This window comes from Blastochloris sulfoviridis, assembly GCF_008630065.1.
In the GTDB taxonomy this organism is placed as follows: domain Bacteria; phylum Pseudomonadota; class Alphaproteobacteria; order Rhizobiales; family Xanthobacteraceae; genus Blastochloris; species Blastochloris sulfoviridis.
The window spans coordinates 163,170-181,160 of record NZ_VWPL01000001.1 but is presented as its reverse complement, the minus strand read 5'-3'; the positions used below and the strand labels follow the sequence as shown (position 1 = coordinate 181,160).

Annotated in this window: 19 protein-coding genes; 5 read left to right on the top strand and 14 right to left on the bottom strand. The window is 69.2% G+C overall.

What is annotated here, in order from left to right:
• Positions 1 to 181: 181 nt before the first annotated feature.
• The 6 genes from F1193_RS00875 to F1193_RS00850 form a co-directional block, all read right to left on the bottom strand.
• Positions 182 to 466 carry a hypothetical protein gene (locus F1193_RS00875; protein WP_150095782.1) on the bottom strand — a complete coding sequence of 95 codons (285 nt, stop codon included), beginning with the start codon at positions 464 to 466 and terminating at the stop codon, positions 182 to 184.
• Positions 467 to 925: 459 nt separating this feature from the next.
• A complete protein-coding gene (locus F1193_RS00870; RefSeq protein ID WP_150095781.1) occupies positions 926 to 2,329 on the bottom strand; it encodes a mannose-1-phosphate guanylyltransferase/mannose-6-phosphate isomerase in 1,404 nt (467 codons plus the stop codon).
• 407 nt (positions 2,330 to 2,736) lie between these two features.
• Complete coding sequence (locus tag F1193_RS00865) at positions 2,737 to 3,552, bottom strand: WecB/TagA/CpsF family glycosyltransferase (protein ID WP_150095780.1); 816 nt, start codon at positions 3,550 to 3,552, stop codon at positions 2,737 to 2,739.
• Complete coding sequence (gene fcl / locus F1193_RS00860; RefSeq protein WP_150095779.1) at positions 3,549 to 4,511, bottom strand: GDP-L-fucose synthase; 963 nt, start codon at positions 4,509 to 4,511, stop codon at positions 3,549 to 3,551. Before fcl ends, F1193_RS00865 begins: the two co-directional genes overlap by 4 nt.
• Positions 4,504 to 5,604 carry a GDP-mannose 4,6-dehydratase gene (gene gmd / locus F1193_RS00855; RefSeq protein ID WP_150095778.1) on the bottom strand — a complete coding sequence of 367 codons (1,101 nt, stop codon included), beginning with the start codon at positions 5,602 to 5,604 and terminating at the stop codon, positions 4,504 to 4,506. Before gmd ends, fcl begins: the two co-directional genes overlap by 8 nt.
• 693 nt (positions 5,605 to 6,297) lie before the next feature.
• The gene (locus F1193_RS00850) at positions 6,298 to 7,470 is read right to left on the bottom strand and encodes a glycosyltransferase (RefSeq protein WP_150095777.1); all 1,173 of its coding nucleotides are present in this window, start codon (positions 7,468 to 7,470) and stop codon (positions 6,298 to 6,300) included.
• Between the two features lie 221 nt (positions 7,471 to 7,691).
• Between F1193_RS00850 and F1193_RS00845 the strand changes: the two genes are divergently transcribed.
• Together F1193_RS00845 and F1193_RS00840 are read left to right on the top strand one after the other, a co-directional pair.
• The gene (locus tag F1193_RS00845) at positions 7,692 to 8,015 is read left to right on the top strand and encodes a DUF6949 family protein (protein ID WP_150095776.1); all 324 of its coding nucleotides are present in this window, start codon (positions 7,692 to 7,694) and stop codon (positions 8,013 to 8,015) included.
• 291 nt (positions 8,016 to 8,306) lie between these two features.
• On the top strand, positions 8,307 to 8,852 hold the full coding sequence (locus tag F1193_RS00840; protein WP_150095775.1) for a gamma carbonic anhydrase family protein: 546 nt from the start codon (positions 8,307 to 8,309) through the stop codon (positions 8,850 to 8,852).
• Between the two features lie 159 nt (positions 8,853 to 9,011).
• Here the strand turns inward: F1193_RS00840 and F1193_RS00835 are convergent, their stop codons facing one another.
• The 4 genes from F1193_RS00835 to F1193_RS00820 all read right to left on the bottom strand — a co-directional run bounded on the left by F1193_RS00835 (position 9,012) and on the right by F1193_RS00820 (position 12,259).
• Positions 9,012 to 9,629 (bottom strand): transglutaminase-like cysteine peptidase, encoded by a 618-nt coding sequence (locus tag F1193_RS00835; protein ID WP_150095774.1) that lies wholly within the window; start codon positions 9,627 to 9,629, stop codon positions 9,012 to 9,014.
• Between the two features lie 328 nt (positions 9,630 to 9,957).
• The gene (locus F1193_RS00830; protein ID WP_150095773.1) at positions 9,958 to 10,833 is read right to left on the bottom strand and encodes a DMT family transporter; all 876 of its coding nucleotides are present in this window, start codon (positions 10,831 to 10,833) and stop codon (positions 9,958 to 9,960) included.
• A gap of 84 nt (positions 10,834 to 10,917) precedes the next feature.
• A complete protein-coding gene (locus F1193_RS00825) occupies positions 10,918 to 11,541 on the bottom strand; it encodes a PilZ domain-containing protein (RefSeq protein ID WP_150095772.1) in 624 nt (207 codons plus the stop codon).
• Between the two features lie 109 nt (positions 11,542 to 11,650).
• Positions 11,651 to 12,259 carry a PAS domain-containing protein gene (locus F1193_RS00820; protein ID WP_150095771.1) on the bottom strand — a complete coding sequence of 203 codons (609 nt, stop codon included), beginning with the start codon at positions 12,257 to 12,259 and terminating at the stop codon, positions 11,651 to 11,653.
• A gap of 342 nt (positions 12,260 to 12,601) precedes the next feature.
• On the opposite strand from F1193_RS00820, the gene F1193_RS00815 reads away from it, so the two are divergent.
• Entirely contained in the window at positions 12,602 to 13,336 is a 735-nt protein-coding gene (locus tag F1193_RS00815) for a rhomboid family intramembrane serine protease (RefSeq protein ID WP_150095770.1), read from the top strand.
• Positions 13,337 to 13,353: 17 nt separating this feature from the next.
• Here F1193_RS00815 and F1193_RS00810 read toward each other — a convergent pair whose 3' ends face one another.
• The 3 genes from F1193_RS00810 to folE all read right to left on the bottom strand — a co-directional run bounded on the left by F1193_RS00810 (position 13,354) and on the right by folE (position 15,594).
• Positions 13,354 to 14,391, bottom strand: coding sequence for a patatin-like phospholipase family protein (locus tag F1193_RS00810; protein WP_150095769.1), 1,038 nt, complete (start codon positions 14,389 to 14,391; stop codon positions 13,354 to 13,356).
• A gap of 73 nt (positions 14,392 to 14,464) precedes the next feature.
• Entirely contained in the window at positions 14,465 to 14,929 is a 465-nt protein-coding gene (hisI, locus tag F1193_RS00805) for a phosphoribosyl-AMP cyclohydrolase (RefSeq protein ID WP_150095768.1), read from the bottom strand.
• A 20-nt stretch (positions 14,930 to 14,949) separates the two neighbouring features.
• Positions 14,950 to 15,594, bottom strand: coding sequence for a GTP cyclohydrolase I FolE (folE, locus tag F1193_RS00800; protein WP_150095767.1), 645 nt, complete (start codon positions 15,592 to 15,594; stop codon positions 14,950 to 14,952).
• Between the two features lie 212 nt (positions 15,595 to 15,806).
• On the opposite strand from folE, the gene F1193_RS00795 reads away from it, so the two are divergent.
• Both F1193_RS00795 and yidD read left to right on the top strand, forming a co-directional pair.
• Positions 15,807 to 16,265 (top strand): iron-sulfur cluster assembly scaffold protein, encoded by a 459-nt coding sequence (locus F1193_RS00795; protein WP_150095766.1) that lies wholly within the window; start codon positions 15,807 to 15,809, stop codon positions 16,263 to 16,265.
• Positions 16,266 to 16,533: 268 nt separating this feature from the next.
• The gene (yidD, locus tag F1193_RS00790) at positions 16,534 to 16,893 is read left to right on the top strand and encodes a membrane protein insertion efficiency factor YidD (RefSeq protein ID WP_425457186.1); all 360 of its coding nucleotides are present in this window, start codon (positions 16,534 to 16,536) and stop codon (positions 16,891 to 16,893) included.
• A 452-nt stretch (positions 16,894 to 17,345) separates the two neighbouring features.
• Here yidD and F1193_RS00785 read toward each other — a convergent pair whose 3' ends face one another.
• A complete protein-coding gene (locus tag F1193_RS00785; protein ID WP_150095765.1) occupies positions 17,346 to 17,804 on the bottom strand; it encodes a GNAT family N-acetyltransferase in 459 nt (152 codons plus the stop codon).
• Positions 17,805 to 17,991: the final 187 nt, after the last annotated feature.

Below are 17,991 nucleotides of genomic sequence, written 5' to 3'. Positions count from 1 at the left end.
ATCTTCAAGCGCGCGTCCGCACGTACCCCTCGCCCGGCTCAACCTCCTGACGCACGGTCTCGCCACCCTCTCCCACAAGAGCCTGCGCCCGGGCGCGCGCAAGCGCGGCCCGGGTGAGAGAGGGGAAGAAGGAAGCCGGCTGGTCGCCAGGAAACCGCACGCCTTGTTGGCAACCGCCGGCTCACCTGACCTGGGTGAGCGGCGGAGCGCAACGTGCCAGGATGCGGGGCAGGGTGGGGGAGGAGTCCTCTTGCAGGGCGGCGCCGGCCAGATAGCCGAACTGCAGCGCCACCGCCGCAGCGAGCATGGCGCCGAGGATCGTCCACACGCCGGCCTGCGCGGCAAGGGTCGCGGCCAGGATGGCCGGAAGCGCGACCAGCATCACCGGCACCAGCACGCGCACCCGGAAGCGCGTTCCGAGAAGGGCGCCGAACAGCAAATGGCAGAGCACAAGCGAGGCGATCATCGGGCAACTCCCTGAGCGCGGGTTCGGCATCATCATCCGAGTCGGACCTTTCCCAAGGGTTTCAGGGCAAGTTACGGATATCTCGGCGCCTCAAATGATGCGTAGCAGCCTGAAGCGCCCCTTAACGGAACCGCCGGCATTCGACCGATTCCCCAGCCGCGCGCGGTGCCGTTGCACACGGCTTCCGCTGGATCGGCCCGGTCCCTTCTTCCCCTCTCCCCTTGCGGGAGAGGGTGCCGAGCGATCTTAGAGATCGCGAGGCGGGTGAGGGGTGAATCTTCAGGCGAGTGCCCGCATTTACCCCTCACCCGGCTCGACCTCGCTGACGCTCGGTTTCGCCACCCTCTCCCGCAAGAGCCTGCGCCCGGGCGCGCGCAAGCGGGGGCCGGGTGGGAGAGGGAAGAAAGAGAGCGGCCCTCGGCCGGCGACTGTTTCGAACCGAACGACCCGGCATCGTTCTCACGCGCGCCGGTAGACGTCGTCGAAGCGGGCGATGTCGTCCTCGCCGAGATAGCTGCCGGTCTGCACCTCGATGATCTCGAGCGGGATGCGGCCGGGATTGGCCAGCCGGTGGCGGGCGGTGGCGGGGATGAACACCGACTCGTTCTCCTGCACCAGCTCGACCGTGTCGCCGACCGTCACCTCGGCGGTGCCGCGCACCACCACCCAGTGCTCGGCGCGGTGCAGATGGCGCTGCAGCGACAGCACGCCGCCCGGCTGCACCACGATGCGCTTGACCTGGAAGCGCGAGCCGCGGTCGATGCTGTCATAATGGCCCCACGGGCGCACGCCGCGGCGGTGCTCGCTGGCCTCGCGGCGGTTCGAGAGCCGGTTGACCAGCGCCTTGACGTCCTCGCAGCGGCCGCGGTCGGCCACCAGCACGGCGTCGGGCGTCGTCACCACCACCAGATTTTCGATCCGGTCGATCACCGTCAGCCCGTCGTCGGAATAGACGAGGCAGCCCTTGGAGTCGAAGATCGCGGCATCGCCGGTCGCGGCATTGCCTTGCCGGTCGTGCTCGGCGATCGCGAACACCGCGTCCCACGAGCCGATGTCCGACCAGCGGAAGGTGCTCTCCACCACCGCCGCCGCCTCGGTCTTCTCCATCAGCGCGTAGTCGATGGAGATGCGCGGGGCGCGGGCGAACGCCTCGGCGTCGAGCCGCAGGAAATGCCCGTCGGCGATCGCGCCCGCGGCCGCGGCCTGGGTCGCCTCGGCGAGGTCCGGCTGGAAGCGGGCGAGCTCGGCGGCCATCACGTCGGCGCGGAACACGAAATTGCCGGAGTTCCACAGATAGCCGGCGGCGACATAGTCCGCCGCCGTCGCCGCGTCCGGCTTCTCGACGAAGGCCTCGACCGCGAACACGCCCTCGACCGGGAGCGCGGCCCCCCGGCGAATATAGCCGTAGCCGGTCTTGGGCTCGGTCGGCCGGATGCCGAAGGTGACGATGTGCCCGGCGGCGGCAGCCTGCTCGGCCGCCCGCACCGCGTCGAGATACAGCGCCTCGTCGAGGATCACATGGTCGGCGGCCATCGCCAGCACCGCCGAGTCGGGGGCGCGCAGCGCCGCGACGGCGGCACCGGCGGCGATCGCCGCCGCCGAGTCGCGCCGCGCCGGCTCCAGCACCACGGTCGGCGCGAGGCCCAGCGCCTCGGCCTGCTGCAGGGCGAAGAAGCGGAAGGCCTCATTGGTGATGACGATCGGCGGCGCGAACATCGCCGGATCGGCGACCCGCGCCAGCGCCTGCTGGTAGGTCGAGCGCTCGCCGATCAGCGGCAGGAACTGCTTGGGCATGCCGTCCCGCGACACGGGCCACAGCCGCGTGCCGGAGCCGCCGGCGAGAATGAGGGGCGTCAGGGTCATGGTCTCTGCAACCGGAAGATACAGGCTTCACTGTTCACATCCCGCCTTGTGCCGCAAGGCCGGATTTGTTTCCAGTGCCGCGATCGGACGCCGGATGTACGCGGCGGGCATGATGGCGGGCGAGCGGTGCGGTTCCCGCTTGATCAGTCCGGAACAACGGCTGTCCGGAAGGCGCGCCTTTTCCCTCTCCCCTTGTGGGAGAGGGTGCCGAGCGATCATCAGATCGCGAGGCGGGTGAGGGGTGAATCTCTCAGCGTATGCAACAGGTACCCCTCACCCGGTGCGACCTCGCTTTCGCTCGGTCGCACCACCCTCTCCCACAAGGGGAGAGGGAAGAAAAGGAGCCGCATTGATCACCCGGAAACCATTTGGAACACCACACCACACCCAATATCACGAGACCTTCATCACGGAGCCTTCCAGCGCCCCGAGATCTGCTCCTCGATCACCTTGACGACGAACAGCGGCGCGAGAACCAGATAGCGCCGCCACAGCCGGCGCGGCTCGCTGGCGAGGCGGTGCAGCCATTCCAGCCCGTTGTCGCGCATCCAGGGAGGCGCGCGCCGGACGAGGCCGGAATGGAAATCGAACGCCGCGCCGACGCCGAGCAGCACGCCGTGCGGCAGGTGCGGCGCCGCCTTCATCATCCAGTATTCCTGCTTCGGCGTGGACAGGCCGACCCAGATGATGTCCGGCGCAGCCTGCCGGATGATCTCGATCTCGCGCGCCTCCTCCGGCGACAGCGGCGCGTCGGCCTCGATGCTGCGCATCGGCGGGCTGAAGGTGCCGGCGATCTGCAGCCCGGGATAGGTCTGCGTCAGCCGCTCGACCAGCGTCTCGGCGACGCCCGGCTTGCCGCCGAAGAAGAAGTGGCGAAGCCCGGTTCCCGCCGAGGCGCGGCAGACCTCCGCCATCAGGTCGGCGCCGGGCACGCGGCCGATCCGCGACCCGAACCCGCGCAGCCGGCCGACCCAGGTCAGCGGCATGCCGTCCGGCACCACGAGGCTCGCCCGCTCGTGCAAAGCGAGCAGCGCGGGATTTTGCAGCGCCAGCATGAGGCCGTGCACGTCGCGCACGAACACCGTCTTCGCCGGCCCCGACCGGCCCCAGCCGGTGACGGTGTCGACCGCCCCGGCCATATCCACCAGGCTCACCGGCACGCCGAGAACGCGCAGCGTCCCGCGGTCGACCGCCTCGCGCGTGGCCACGTCGATTGCGCTCATGGCGTGCTCCCTTGCGCGCGCTCGGCGAGGAACCAGTCGAGGCTTTCGCGCAGCCCGTCCTTCAGCGGAATGGTTGGCGACCAGCCGAGGCTGCGGATGCGGCCGATGTCGAGCAGCTTGCGCGGCGTGCCGTCGGGCTTGGTCAGGTCGTGGACGATCTCGCCCGCGAAGCCGGCAATCTCGCACACCAGCCGCGTCAGCTCCAGAATGGTGACGTCCTCGCCGCAGCCGATATTGATGGGAAGGGCGTCCGAATAGACCTTCATCAGGTGGACGCAGGCATCGGCGCAGTCGTCGACATGCAGGAACTCGCGGCGCGGCGCGCCGGTGCCCCAGACGACGATCTCGCGGTCGCCGCGCGTCTTCGCCTCCCACACCTTGCGGATCAAGGCCGGCGCGACGTGGCTGGAGGCGAGGTCGAAATTGTCGCCCGGCCCGTAGAGATTGGTCGGCATCGCCGAGATGAAGTCGCAGCCGTGCTGGCGGCGAAACGCCTGCACCAGCTTGATGCCGGCGATCTTGGCGATGGCGTACCACTCGTTGGTCGGCTCAAGCGGCCCGGTGAGCAGCGCCTCCTCAACGATCGGCTGCTCGGCGAACTTCGGATAGATGCACGACGAGCCGAGGAACAGGAGCTTCCCGACCCCGGCGCGGTGCGCCGCCTCGATGACGTTCGCCTCGATCATCAGGTTGTCGTAGAGAAAATCGGCCGGATGCGTGGCGTTGGCGAGAATGCCGCCGACCTTCGCCGCCGCCAGGAACACCGCGTCGGGCCTGTGCTCCGCGACCCACGCCGACACCGCGGCCTGGTTCTTCAGGTCGAGCGCGGCGCGCGCGGCGGTGAGCACCTCGCAGTCCTCGCGCGCGAGCCGGCGCACGATCGCCGCGCCCACCATGCCGCGGTGGCCCGCCACCCAGACGCGCTTGCCGGCGAGCGGATAGGGTGCCATCTCACGCATCCTTCATGATGATGGCGGACTGCATCACCTTGAGATCCTCGCGCACCATCTCGCGAACGAGCTCGCGCACCGAAGTCTCGTGCCGCCAGCCGAGCCTGGCGTGCGCCTTGCGGGGATCGCCGATCAAGAGGTCGACCTCGGTCGGCCGGAAGTAGCGCGGATCGACCTCGACCAGCACACGGCCGCTCTCGGCATCGATGCCCTTCTCGTCGACGCCATTGCCCTGCCATTCGATGCGGATGCCGACATCCTCGAACGCCCATTCGGCGAAGCTGCGCACCGAGGTCGTCTCGCCGGTGGCGAGCACGTAGTCGTCGGGCTCCGCCTGCTGCAGCATCAGCCACATGCCGCGCACATATTCGCGGGCGTGGCCCCAGTCGCGCTTGGCGTCGAGATTGCCGAGATAGAGCGTCTGCTGCCGTCCGAGCTTGATGGCGGCGACGGCGCGGGTGATCTTGCGGGTGACGAAGGTCTCGCCGCGCAGCGGGCTCTCATGGTTGAACAGGATGCCGTTGGAGGCGTGCATGCCATAGGCCTCGCGGTAGTTGACCACGATCCAGTAGGCGTAGAGCTTGGCGGCGGCATACGGGCTGCGCGGATAGAACGGCGTCGTCTCGCGCTGCGGCGTCTCCTGCACCAGACCGTAAAGCTCGGAGGTCGAGGCCTGATAGAACCGCGTCTTGCGCTCCAGGCCGAGGATGCGGACCGCTTCGAGCAGCCGCAGCGTGCCGAGCGCATCGGCATTGGCGGTGTATTCCGGCGTCTCGAACGACACCTGCACGTGGCTCTGGGCGGCGAGATTGTAGATCTCGTCGGGCTGGCACTGCTGGACGATGCGGATCAGATTGGTCGCATCGGTCATGTCGCCATAGTGCAGCATGAAGCGCAGGTCGGGGTCGTGCGGATCCTGGTAGATGTGCTCGATGCGGCCGGTGTTGAACGAGGACGAGCGCCGCTTGATGCCGTGGACGGTGTAGCCCTTTTCCAGCAGCAGGTCGGCGAGATAGGCGCCGTCCTGGCCGGTGACGCCGGTGACCAGGGCGACCTTGCCGTTCGACGGAACCTGGCCATTCGACGGAACTTTGGCGGACATGCAAACCTCGGATCGACGGGAAGGGACGGCGGACGAGACGGATCGGCTTCAGGTCTGGTCAGGCCAGGATTAAGTCGCAGGCGTCCGCCGGCCGGGCTGGCGATTCATCGCGGGGATCCTTCGATGACGTAGAGGTCCTTCGATGACGCAGTGGTCCATTCGACGAAGCACCCGCGATGTGAGCGGCACGCCGCCGTGGCGCTGGGGCCGCGCGGCGCTGACATCCCACGCCGCCGGCTCCGCACTTCGAGTGGAGCGAATTTGGCGTCTGGGTCCCGGCTGCGGCGCCCTCTGTCTCAACTGCCAAATTCAGAAGCTCCACGAGACTCAAGCGGTTGCTAGTGGTCCTTTGGTTCCGGCATTTGCCCAGGAGTTTGTCGCGGGCAGGATACAAATGTCGGAAGTGGACCGTCACGCCAAAATCGGCTGAAGATCCTCGTCGCCTCCGGTTCTGCACGTCAACCGTGGCGGCCGCGACATCCCTAGAGCGCGTTTGCGAAGCGCGTGTGACCCATTGTCAGGTCAAACGGCCCAGACGCCATGAAATGAAACTGGCCTCATTCTGGACCTCTATCAAGGCAAGATTTCGCCGGCTTCATTTTTGCGCGCGGCGATCTTTCTGCAACCTTAGAGTTTGCTGATTTCATCGGAACACGCGGGGCGTGCCGGTGGCGAACCAGTGCGCCGCTGCGCTTACGGGCGCCGGCCGCCGGCCGGGCCGACCGCCGCCTCATAGACCGCAAGAAGCGCGCGCAGCGACTGCTCCGGCGTGAAGGCCTGCTCGTAGGAGGCCCTGGCGTTGCGGCCGAGCACGGCGGCCCGCGCGGGGTCGGCGGCAGCCGCATCCACCACCGCTGCGAGCGAGGCCGGGTCGCCGGCAATGGCGTGCAGGCCGTTGACGCCGTCCTGGATCAGCTCCTGCAGCGAGCCGATGCGCGAGGCGATGATCGGCAGGCCGGTACCGAACGCCTCCGCCACCACCCGCGGGCAGCCCTCGAACACGATCGACGGCACCACCAAAAAGCGGTGGCGGCGCATGGCGGCCAGCACCTCGGCGGCGTTCTTCGGCCCGAGAAAGGTGACGGTCGGCGACTGCGCCGCGCGCACCGCCTCGATCTCCGGCCCGTCGCCGATGATGGTGAGCGGCGTCTTCGCCGTCTTCCACGCCTCGAGCAGGACGAAGATCCCTTTCTCGAAGCTGAGCCGGCCGACATAGAGCACGCCGGCCTTGGCGCCGTCGCCGGCGGCGGGGCCGGGATCGGGCACGAAGTTCGGCTTCACCACCAGTTGCTCGGCCGGAAAGCCGGCGGCGATGAACTCCGCGCGCGCGAAGTCGGACATGGTGATGAAGAGCCGCACCTTGCGCGGCCAGGTCCGGAGCGCCCGGTGCAGCATCACCGTATTGGCCGCCGCCAGCGAGCCGGGCAGCGAATTGCGATAGCAGCGGTGCACCACCGCCCAATAGGGCGAGCCCTCGACGCACAGGCTGCACGGCACGCCGTTGCGCACCCGAAGGCCGCTCGCGCACAGCGTGCGGTAATTGTGCAGCGTGGCGACCACCGGCACGCCTTCGTCGCGGCAGGCGTCGAGGATCGACGGCGTCAGCAGCGGGAACAGATTGTGGACGTGCACCACGTCCGGCCGGTCGCGCCGGAGCTGGGCGGCGAAGGCCGCGCGCGCCCGCCGGCTGTAGGGCGCCTCAAGGCCGCTGCGCAGCCGGGCGCCGAAGCCGGTGATGTGGTCGTTGGTGACGACGTGGGTGGTCACCGTCAGCCCGGCGTCGGCGAGCAGCGCCCGCTCGGCGTCGAAGACGGCATCCTCCCCGCCATAGTGCTGGTAGCGATTGTGCGCGAGGAGAACTTTCATCGGTCCGGTCCGCAGCGGCGCGCCGCCGGGGGGCGGGGCAGGGGGCAGCGATCGCCCGCCACGGCGATTGGCATATCGCGGTGACAGAAGGAAGACGCGCCGGCCGCGCGGCGCCGTTAACCCTTCGTTTACGAAGTTGCGGCGCGCGCCGTTAGGGGCGTGTTAACCTCCGCCCTGACGAGCCCGCGTGCGGGCCGTCGGCAGAATGCGGGGGTCGCGTCATGTCGCCGGAAACCGTTCAGAATTTCATCGCGCTGGGTCTTGGCTTCGCCATCGCCGGCATGCTGTCCACCGGCTACCAGATGCTGGTTGCCCGCCCGGCGAGCTTCCACGCGCTGCTGACGGGCAATGCGGCGGCCTACGCGCACGTGCCGTTCCTGGTGTTCGCGGCGCCCTTCATCATCGTCCGCAACACGGTGCGGCGCGAGCGCTTCGAGAACAACAACCCGATCGGCGTGGCGCTGGCGACGATGATCGCCGGCTTCTGGAGCCTGATGTCGGGTACCACCGTCATCGTGATGTTGCGCGCGCTCGGCCTTGTTTGATACGGAGTTCGGAGGTCTGCCCGAATGGCGGCCGGGCGAGACGAGCTTGTGGCGGATGCCCTCTTTCCCTCTCCCCTTGTGGGAGAGGGTGCCGAGCGATCGAGAGATCGCGAGGCGGGTGAGGGGTAGAATTGAGCGAGCTTGAAGAGACCCCTCACCCGGCTCGACCTCGTTTCACTCGGTCTCGCCACCCTCTCCCACAAGGGGAGAGGGAAGAAGGTGCGCGGCTCCCGGCCGGCGGCGATTTCCGGTCGATCAACCGCCAAACCATGGTCCTGCGCGGAGGAAGTCATGCCGATCTATGCGCTCGATGGCATCAGCCCGGAAGTCCCGCCGCCCGGCCGCTGTTGGGTGGCGCCCGACGCCGTGCTGATCGGCCGTGTCCGGCTTGAGGACGAGGCGAGCGTGTGGTGGCGCTCGGTGCTGCGCGGCGACAACGAGCTGATCCAGGTCGGCGCCCGCTCGAACGTCCAGGACGGCGCCATGCTGCACACCGACATGGGCTTTCCGCTCGCCATCGGCGCCGACTGCACCATCGGCCACCACGCCATCCTGCACGGCTGCACGGTGGGCGAGGGCTCGCTGATCGGCATGGGCGCCACCCTGCTCAACGGCGTGGTCATCGGCCGCGGCTGCCTCGTCGGCGCCAATGCGCTCATCACCGAGGGCAAGACGTTTCCCGATTTCTCGCTGATCGTCGGCGCGCCGGCCCGCGCCGTCCGCGCCCTCGATCCTGAGGCGGTGGCGCGGCTCGCCAAGTCCGCCACCGGCTACGTCGCCAACTGGAAGCGCTACGCCGCCGGCCTGACCTGCCTCGATCCCCCGCCCGGACGCTGACCGGACGGGCCATCGCCCGGCCTTATGCCAACGGCCGCGAAGGCGGGCCGTTGGTTCCGGTCGCGGATTTTCGCGAAATCTTTGATTTCCGAAAAGGAAATCCGCGAGACTCAACGGCCCCGCGCGTCAGCGTCCGGGGCCGTTCGTATTGAGGCCTGCTTAGGGCCTGCGATCCGAGGCGGTGACCGGCGTCCGCGGCCGGCTGTCGCCGAGCGCCACCCAGCTGTTCGGGTTGGACTGGCTCTGCCGTTTCACGAAGCGATAGCCGGTGTCGTACCAGGGCAGGATGTCGGCGACCTGATTGTCGAGAACGAACTCGCCGTGGTCGGTACGCACGGTGAGAACCGCGTGACCCTCGTCGCGCTGGTCGCGCACCACGGTGATCAGCAGCGCCTCGCGCGGCCAGCCGGCGTCCAGCAGCAGCCGGCGCTTCAGCAGCACATAGTCCTCGCAGTCGCCGCGATCGACCGGATAGGTCCAGTACTCCACCTTGCCGTAGACATCGACGTCGGTGGCGGGCTGGATCATGGCGTTGACGTGGTCGTTGATCTCGACGAGCTGGCTCCAGGTCGGCGCGGTCAGCCGCACGTCACGCGGCTCGCTCGGCCCGCCGCGGCAGTCGTCCGCATGCTCGCTGCAGAACTGCACCCAGCCCATGGGCGGGCGGGCATAGTCGCCGACGCCGATATAGATCGGCTTCTCGGTCAGCGCCCGGATCACCGGAGCCGGACGGATGGGCGCAGCACTCGCCGAATCGTGTCCGAAGAACACGCTCATGACGAGCAAAACAAGGCCGCCTGCGCCGGCGGCTCCTACCGCCCCAGCTTTGTACCGATATCGCGAAGTGGAAGTCTCTGTCATGTCCATTTGACCCTCCCCGGGGCAAGGACAAGGCTGCCGCAAATACTTTGAATGCGCGCTAAGCGCTGAAATCAATATTTATGAAATGTTGAATCGAATGCGCGGAAAATGATCGTACAATTTGCAGAAACTGAATCGCGAGCTTGAATCGAAGGAGACGCGAATTTTCGGCGAAAGCGATGCGACTTCGATTCAAATTCGCGGGATCGGGGGCAGCCGCGACAGCAATCCCGGCCGCACCGCCTTACCCCCGCCGGCCGGGGCGCGCCTCCGACCACAGCAGCACGAGGCCGGTGGCGACGATCACCGTCGCGCCGACCAGCGTCTGCACGTCGGGCACCTCGCCGAACATCAGCCAGCCCCACAGCACCGCCCAGGCGATGAAGGTGTACTGATAGGGCGCGACCAGCGAGGCCGGCGCCAGCTTCAGCGAGCGCGTCACGCACATGTGCGCGACCGACGACACGAGGCCCAGCAGCCCCAGCAGCACGAAATCGCGCATGCTCGGCTGCACCCAGCCGAACGGCACCAGCGCCGCGCCGAGGGCGAGCGCGCCGGCCGCCTGCCAGAACACCAGCGTGACGTCGGAGCTGGCGCGCAGCATCCGGCTCGCCACATTCGTCAGCGCGAACATCAGCGCCCCCACCAGCGCGCCGAGCGCCGGCAGCGACACCGAGTCGGCGGAGGGCCGGAGCGCGATCAGCACGCCGGCGAAGCCGATGGCCACCAGCAGCCAGCGCCGCCCGCCCACCCGCTCGCGCAGCACGACGGCCGAGATCACCACCACGAAGATCGGCGAGGCCATCAGGAACGTCATGGTGTCGGCGAGCGGCAGGTAGCTCAGCACCCAATAGAACAGGCCGACCTCGGTGGTTGCGGCGGCCACCCGCCCGGCCTGCAGCCAGGGCTGCTCCGGCCGCAGCACGCGCGCCATTCCTTCGCGCATCAAGAGCGGCGTCAGCATCGCCAGCGAGGCGGCGGAGCGGATCAGCACCACCTGGCCGACCGTGTAGGTCGCCACCAGCCATTTGCCCATGGCGTCGTTGAGCGAGAACATCATGACGCCGAGCAGCATCATGCCGATGCCGGCGAGCGCGGCGTATCTGGACGAAGCGGGCATTGACGGAAACGGGGGCGGGGGAAAGTCGCTGCGTGCCCGGTTTGACGGGCCGCGTCAATGCGGGCGAAGGCTGCGGGCCGGAGGTCAGAACCCCGGGTCGGGGATGCGCAGCTCCTCCTCCAGCGTCGAGAGCTGCTGGTAGCGGGCGAACTCGACGGCGAATCCGTTTTCGAGCTGGCGAACCACCCGCGCCGGGGTGCGCCCGAGGGTGATGCGGGTGCCGACCGGCGGCCGAATCTCGCTGCGCACCGCGGCGCCCGACAGCGACACGTCGACCACCAGGCACGGGAAGGTCGAGCCGGTGGGCAGCGTGATGATCGAGCGCGGATCGCGCGGCGCCAGCCGGGCGTGGCGGCGGTCTTCCGGCAGGCCGAGCTTGCCGCGGTTGGCCAGCCACGTCAGTACCTCGGCGAGCTTTTCGCGCCGGCGCAGGGTGCCCGAGATGGTCATGGCGAAGCCGTGCTCGAACACGCGGGCGACGCTGCCCTCGATTCGGCCGATCTGGTCGATGTAGGCGACCACGCGCTCGCCCTTGCGCGGCAGCACCGGCGCGATCAGCGCCACGCCGCCCGGCGACATGTTGATCGTCTGGCAGGGATATTCCTGCTGGTCCTCCAGCATGAAGCGGCCGAGCAGCGTCACCGGGACGCGCTGGTGGCGTCGCCGTTCAGCCGTGTTCAGCCGGAGTTTATGCGCAGCGTCGGCCATGGTCCGGCGTTGAGGCTGGAGTCGAGGTTCCCTATGGCATTAGCATGTTCGCGTTTGGTTAACACCGCGTAAGCTTCCGGTGGGGAGCGTTCACATATTTGGCAAGGAGTCAGGCGGATGCCGCGCCGGCCCCGGCAACGCGCGGGGGAAGCGCACGGTCGGCGGCCTCGCACGGGTGGTGCGCGTTGCTCAGGTTTTGCGCGGTGCCCAGATCCTGCGCGGTGCCCAGATCCTGCACGTTGCGCAGCGAGCGGATCCGCAGGCTGCGCAACGGATCGCGCGCCAGCCACCACGGCAGGGCCGTGCCGACCAGCCCGCCGAGCAGCCGCTCGTGGGTCTCGCCATCCACCCGGAGCGGCAGCAGCAGGAGCTGCAAATCGAGCTCGCCATGGCTGGCGCTGCGGCCGACCAACGCGGCGAGCGCCGGACTCTGGGCATCGGCGATGCCCTCGACCAGCGCCGCGGCCGCTGCCCGCCCGGCCGGCTCGAACAGCGCGACGAAGCCCTGGCCGCGCAGCTCCCGGTCGAACAGCGCGCAGACCCGCGAGCCGGCCACCCGCACCGGATGCCCGGCGCCGGGATCGAACGCCAGCACCAAGGCATCGGGCAGCACGCCCGGAATGGCGGCGGGCGACAGCATGGCCCGTTCGGGGGCGCGGCCGTTGCCCTTCAGCCGGGTCCACTCCGCAAACAGATCCCGCAGGATCGGGTGTTTCATAATGCGGCTCCGTTGCGGCCGGCGCGTCCCGAGGGGAACGGTGCGGCCAGGCCTCGGTCGTCTCCGCACACCTGGGGTGCCAAGGCGGAGAAAATTCGGCGGGCGACGCCTATCGCGCCCCGACCGTTAAGCGGGGGCTATCGGCATGTGTGCAATTTGATGGGTTGGCGGCTATCCACAGGCTGCACGCCAGCGGGTCTGCCTTGCGCACCGGCGCGGTCCGGGCCATGCCTTGACGTCCGGATGGCGGGCGCCCACCGCTTGCCTTCGGCTGCCGGTCCCGCCGGTCCGCTTCGCCCCTGGGGCGGATACCGTCGCGACGACATCCATACGGGAGTGACCATGGACGCCTTCAACCGCCCGCGCGCAGAGCCGATGTTCAACGTGCCCCAGGTGGTGCTGGCGCTGACCGGCGCCATGGTGGTCGTGCATCTCGTCCGGGAGCTGGTCGGGCGGGACGCCAGCGTCGACATCCTGCTCTATTTCGCCTTCATCCCGGCCCGCTACGGCGGCGATGCCATGGGCTTCGTCGAATGGCCGGGCGGGGTGGCCGCCGACGTGTGGACCTTCGTCACCTACGCGTTCCTGCATGCCGACTGGGCGCACGTGACCATCAACAGCGTGTGGCTTCTCGCCTTCGGCTCGCCGGTGGCCTGGCGGTTCGGCGCGGCGCGCTTTCTCGGCTTCTTCGTCATGACCGCGGCGGCCGGCGCCGCTGCTCATCTGGCGCTGCACATCGGCGAGCCGCAGCCGCTGGTCGGGGCCTCGGCGGCGCTGTCGGGCTGCATGGCGGCGGCGGCGCGCTTCGTGTTCGAGGCCGGCGGGCCGCTGGGCGCCTTCCGCGCCCACGGGGCTGCGGCCTATCGCGTGCCGGCGCTGCCGCTCGCCCAGGCGCTGCGCGATCCGCGCATCGTCGCCTTCCTGGCGGTGTGGGTGCTGCTCAATTTCCTGTTCGGCCTGGGCAGCCTCGGCAGCGACTTCGCCGGCAGTTCCATCGCCTGGGAGGCGCATCTCGGCGGCTTCGTCGCCGGTCTCGTCGGCTTCGCGCTGTTCGACCCGATCGGCGGACGGACGTAGTCATCCGCACGACCGCATCACGCCAGGGCTGCCAGCGCGGCCTTGATGTCCGGCAGCGCCGCCTCGGTGGCGATGCGGCCGGCCTCGATGGTCTCGGCCGCCCGGTGGAAATCGAACAGGCCGATGCGCCCCACCTTGGGGCCGATCAGCACGTCGGGCGGATCGCCGGCCAGCCGCGAGCGGGAGATGCGGTCCTGCATCACGCTGTAGGCTTCCACCATCACCGTCGGCAGGCCGGGCACGCCGCTCTGGGTTTCGAGCAGGCGGCGGCGGGTCAGGCGGTCCTGGCGGAACGTGCTGGCGCGCCGTTGCCGCCACCGCACCTTCTCCTCGCCCTCCGAGCCGTCGGTGCCGAAGGCCGGGATCACCCCGCTGCGGCCGCCCAGCGTCTCGGTGTTGAGGTTGACCGCGATCACCAGCCGGGCGCCGAGCGCGCGGGCGGCGCTGACCGGCACCGGATCGACCAGCGCGCCGTCGACCAGCCAGCGCCCGGCGATCCGCACCGGCGGGAACACGCCGGGCAGGGCGTAGGAGGCGCGCATCGCCGGCACCAGCCCGCCGCGCGTCAGCCACACCTCGTGCCCGGTGCCGAGCTCGGTGGCGACGGCGGCGAACGGGCAGGGCAGGGACTCGATGTCGAGGTCGCCGATCTCGCGCACCAGCAGCCGCGCCAGCCGCTCGCCGCTGACCAGCCCGCCGGCCAGCGAGACGTCCACCAGCCCGAAGAGGCGGCGCCGGTTGAGCCGGCGCGCCCACGCCTCGATCGCCTCAAGCTTGCCGCAGGCGTGGCAGCCGCCGACCACCGCGCCGATCGAGGTGCCGGCGATCACGTCGGGCACGATGCCGGCATCCGCCAGCGTATTCAGCACGCCGATATGCGCCCACCCGCGCGCGGCACCGCCCCCCAGCACCAGCCCGAGCGTCGGGCGGGGGTGCCGGGGCTCGGCGCGCGGAACCTCCTCCGGCGGGGCGGGGCGGGCACGGCCGCGGCGCATCATGGCGAAAAGAGCGCGCCGACGCGGGCGCGGGCGCTGAAGTTCGCGTTCGGCGTTCATCGATGCCTCGGCCTGCGGGGGCAGGCGTCACTGCGTGCAGATAGGCCACAACTGTGACAAAACGCGGAACCGGTCACGAACGGCGGTAGACGGCGGCCGGATCGAACCGCCGCTCGCCGTCGACCAGCTCCATCTCCAGCGCGGGCGAGGGCGCCCGGCCGAGCGGGATGCGGCGGTAGAAGCAGCTCTTGCGGCCGGTGTGGCAGGCGGCCTCGCCGGTCTGCTCCACCGCCAGCCACACCGCGTCCTGGTCGCAGTCGACGCGCAGGTCGGTCACGCGCTGCAGGTGGCCGGAGGTCTCGCCCTTCTTCCACAGCGCCTGGCGCGAGCGTGACCAATAGTGGGCGAACCCGGTCTCGATGGTCAGCGCCAGCGCGTCGGCGTTCATGTGCGCCACCATCAGCACCGTTCCGTCGCCGGCATCGGTGACCACGGCGGTCACCAGCCCGTCGGCGTCGAACTTCGGGGCGAGGGCAAGGCCCTCCTCGATCTCGGCGGCGGTACCGCGCGGCGAGAAGCGTTGGCGTTCAGCGGACATGTTGTTCCCCGGGCGAAAAGTCACCCGCGTCCCTGGCGCAGCAGGGTCATGAAGCGCGCCTGCTCGGCCGGGTCGTCGCGGAACACGCCGGTGAACTGGGTGGTGAGCGTCGAGGCGCCGGCCTTCTGCACGCCGCGCATGGTCATGCACATGTGCTCGGCCTCGATCAGCACCGCCACGCCGCGCGGCTTCAGCACGTCGTCGATCGTGGTGATGATCTGCGCCGTGAGATGCTCCTGGGTCTGCAGCCGGCGCGCGAAGGCATCGACGATGCGGGCGATCTTCGACAGGCCGACCACCCGGTCGACCGGCACATAGGCGATATGCGCCTTGCCGAAGAACGGCACCATGTGGTGCTCGCAGTGCGAGTGGAACGGGATGTCGCGCACCAGCACCATGTCGTCATAGCCGCCGGTCTCGGAGAAGGTGCGCTCCAGGAACGCCGCGGCGTCCTCGCGATAGCCGCGGTAGAGCTCCTCATACGCCTTGACGACGCGGGCCGGCGTGTCGATCAGCCCCTCGCGGGCCGGATCGTCGCCGGTCCAGGCGATCAGCGTGCGCACGGCGGCTTCCGCCTCCGCGCGGCTCGGCCGCGCCACCGGGGCCGGTGGCTGAGAGGGATCGTCCTTGGCCTTGGGGAACAGGGGGGCGACGCTGGCGTCCATCGAGGTCTCCGTTCGACGGCGCGGGGGAAACGCGCCGGGTGTCACCGGGATCGGCTCGCTCGTGTACGGGGCAGGGCCTGAACCGGACCACCGCGCCGCACACCACGCGCCGGCGAGCTTGCCGCCGTCGCGTCCGCACATCCATATATGTTATCGTCGCACCCCGAACAGGCCGGTAGGGCCAACATCCCGGCCAAGATCACGTTTGCGCGATGCTCAACGACGTCTACAACCTCCGCATCCTCGAACTGGCGGGAACCATCCCGCGCATCGGCCGGCTGGCCGAGCCGCACGCCAGTGCCACCGCCCATTCCAAGCTCTGCGGCTCGACGGTCACCGTCGACCTCAGGATGGAGGGCGGCGTGGTGACCGATTTCGCCCATGAGGTGAAGGCCTGCGCGCTCGGACAGGCCTCGTCCTCGATCATGGCGCGCAACATCATCGGCTCGAACGCCGAGGAGCTGCGCCATCTGCGCGAGACCGTGCGCCGCATGCTGAAGGAGCAGGGCGCGCCGCCCGCCGGCAAATGGGCCGACATCGAGGTGCTGGAGCCGGTGCGCGACTACAAGGCGCGCCACGCCTCGACGCTGCTCACCTTCGATGCGGTGGTCGACGCCATCGCCCAGATCGAGGCGCGCGACGCCGCCGCCGCCAAGCAGGAAGTGATGTGACGCGACGTGCGGCCCGCTTTTTCTTCCCCTCTCCCCTTGCGGGAGAGGGTGCCGAGCGATCGAAAGATCGCGAGGCGGGTGAGGGGTGAAACCGGCCCGGCTTGAAATGCCCCCTCACCCGGCGATACCTCGCTGGCGCTCGGTTTCGCCACCCTCTCCCGCGAGGGGAGAGGGTAAGGTCGCGCCCTCCGACGAGGCGGCGCAAACAGCCGATGGTGCCGTCAGGCAACAGAATCGCGGAAAGGGATGACATGTCGGCGAGGCCAGCGTGAGCCGCGTAATCCACCTGCCGGCACTCGCCGCGCGCGGGCTGATCCGCACCTACCAGCTCAGCTTCTCGATGCTGGCCGGCCGCGGCTGCCGGCATCTGCCCACCTGCTCATCCTATATGGACGAGGCGATCGCCCGCCACGGCCTGTGGGCCGGCGGCTGGATGGGCTTCGCCCGGCTGTGCCGCTGCACGCCGCTCGGCACCTCGGGGCTCGATTTCGTCTGCGAGCGGGTGCCGGATAAGGCGCGCTGGTACGTGCCCTGGCGCTACGGACTGTGGCGCTCCACCAATCCGGGGCCGGAGCCCGAGGGCTCGCTGCTGGAGGGGATCGACCTCGACCGCGCCGCGGAACGGTAATTTTGTAGGGCGCAATAGCGCAGCGTATTGCGCCGCTGGTTTCGCTGGCTGTCGTCCCGGGCAAGCAGCGAAGCTGCGCGACCCGGGACCGTTTGCAGGAAGGGGAAGCCCCTTTCCGGATAGCGATCCCGGCTCTCGCTCCGCTCGGCCGGGATGACGAAGCCCGGGCATCGTAGGGCGCAAGAGCGCAGCGTATTGCGCCGCGGCGTCATGTCGGCCGATGCTGGCGGAATACGCTGACGCTATTCCGCCCTACAGCCTTGATCTCCATAAGAAAAATTCGTACGAGGCGACGGCCCCGCGCATCAGCGCTGGGATGCCACTCGTGCCCCTCATACGGTTTCCGGCTGATCAAGCCGGAGAACCGTATGCCGTTCGCCGAAAAATTCTCATCCGATCGTTTTTCGGCGAGATCGTTTCCGGTATCCCGAAGGGATCAACCGAAAACCGTATCATAACACCTTGCCGACGCGGATGGTGCCGGGCGGCACCGGCGCCGGGTCGGCCCACTCGCCCGGCGCGTAGCCCAGCTTGAGATAGAAGCCGACCGCGGTGAGGTGGGCGTTGATGATCACCTCCGACCGCCCCTCCGCCCGCGCCTGCTCCTCGGCCAGCGCCAGCATCGCCCGGCCGTGGCCGCCGCGCTGGACGTCGTCGCGCACGGCGATCATCCGCAGGCCGACGCGCTGCGCGTCGATCTCGTCGATGCGCACCACCCCGATCACCGCGTCGCGGTATCTGAGGACGCAGGAGGTGTGGCCGGGCAGGAACTCGTCGGGGTCGTTCTTGTCGTAGGGGTGGCGCGGCAGCAGCCGGGCGAACAGCGCATCGCGCCGGATTGCATGGTAGGCCGCCCAATCCTCGGGGCTCCGGGCCGGCTCCAGGCGATAGTGTTCGAACGGGTTGGACATCTTGGCATCGCGGCGGGGCTCGTCCGGACCGAGGGCGGGCGAAGCCTTGCGTTCTTGCCAGCCGGAACCCGGCGATGCAATCGCGTCGCCCGGGACGACGGCGTTTCATGACAGGCCGTCATCCGCTGAGCGGGATATTGAACCGAGCGGGACATTGAACCGGCCGAAACACCGTATTAAGCGGAAG

What these genes read in the sequence shown, in the direction of transcription:
- F1193_RS00875 (WP_150095782.1), bottom strand. Translation starts at nt 466, where the DNA reads ATGATCGCCTCGCTTGTGCTCTGCCATTTGCTGTTCGGCGCCCTTCTC.
- F1193_RS00870 (WP_150095781.1), bottom strand. Translation starts at nt 2,329, where the DNA reads ATGACCCTGACGCCCCTCATTCTCGCCGGCGGCTCCGGCACGCGGCTG.
- F1193_RS00865 (WP_150095780.1), bottom strand. Translation starts at nt 3,552, where the DNA reads ATGAGCGCAATCGACGTGGCCACGCGCGAGGCGGTCGACCGCGGGACG.
- fcl (WP_150095779.1), bottom strand. Translation starts at nt 4,511, where the DNA reads ATGCGTGAGATGGCACCCTATCCGCTCGCCGGCAAGCGCGTCTGGGTG.
- gmd (WP_150095778.1), bottom strand. Translation starts at nt 5,604, where the DNA reads ATGTCCGCCAAAGTTCCGTCGAATGGCCAGGTTCCGTCGAACGGCAAG.
- F1193_RS00850 (WP_150095777.1), bottom strand. Translation starts at nt 7,470, where the DNA reads ATGAAAGTTCTCCTCGCGCACAATCGCTACCAGCACTATGGCGGGGAG.
- F1193_RS00845 (WP_150095776.1), top strand. Translation starts at nt 7,692, where the DNA reads ATGTCGCCGGAAACCGTTCAGAATTTCATCGCGCTGGGTCTTGGCTTC.
- F1193_RS00840 (WP_150095775.1), top strand. Translation starts at nt 8,307, where the DNA reads ATGCCGATCTATGCGCTCGATGGCATCAGCCCGGAAGTCCCGCCGCCC.
- F1193_RS00835 (WP_150095774.1), bottom strand. Translation starts at nt 9,629, where the DNA reads ATGAGCGTGTTCTTCGGACACGATTCGGCGAGTGCTGCGCCCATCCGT.
- F1193_RS00830 (WP_150095773.1), bottom strand. Translation starts at nt 10,833, where the DNA reads ATGCCCGCTTCGTCCAGATACGCCGCGCTCGCCGGCATCGGCATGATG.
- F1193_RS00825 (WP_150095772.1), bottom strand. Translation starts at nt 11,541, where the DNA reads ATGGCCGACGCTGCGCATAAACTCCGGCTGAACACGGCTGAACGGCGA.
- F1193_RS00820 (WP_150095771.1), bottom strand. Translation starts at nt 12,259, where the DNA reads ATGAAACACCCGATCCTGCGGGATCTGTTTGCGGAGTGGACCCGGCTG.
- F1193_RS00815 (WP_150095770.1), top strand. Translation starts at nt 12,602, where the DNA reads ATGGACGCCTTCAACCGCCCGCGCGCAGAGCCGATGTTCAACGTGCCC.
- F1193_RS00810 (WP_150095769.1), bottom strand. Translation starts at nt 14,391, where the DNA reads ATGAACGCCGAACGCGAACTTCAGCGCCCGCGCCCGCGTCGGCGCGCT.
- hisI (WP_150095768.1), bottom strand. Translation starts at nt 14,929, where the DNA reads ATGTCCGCTGAACGCCAACGCTTCTCGCCGCGCGGTACCGCCGCCGAG.
- folE (WP_150095767.1), bottom strand. Translation starts at nt 15,594, where the DNA reads ATGGACGCCAGCGTCGCCCCCCTGTTCCCCAAGGCCAAGGACGATCCC.
- F1193_RS00795 (WP_150095766.1), top strand. Translation starts at nt 15,807, where the DNA reads ATGCTCAACGACGTCTACAACCTCCGCATCCTCGAACTGGCGGGAACC.
- F1193_RS00785 (WP_150095765.1), bottom strand. Translation starts at nt 17,804, where the DNA reads ATGTCCAACCCGTTCGAACACTATCGCCTGGAGCCGGCCCGGAGCCCC.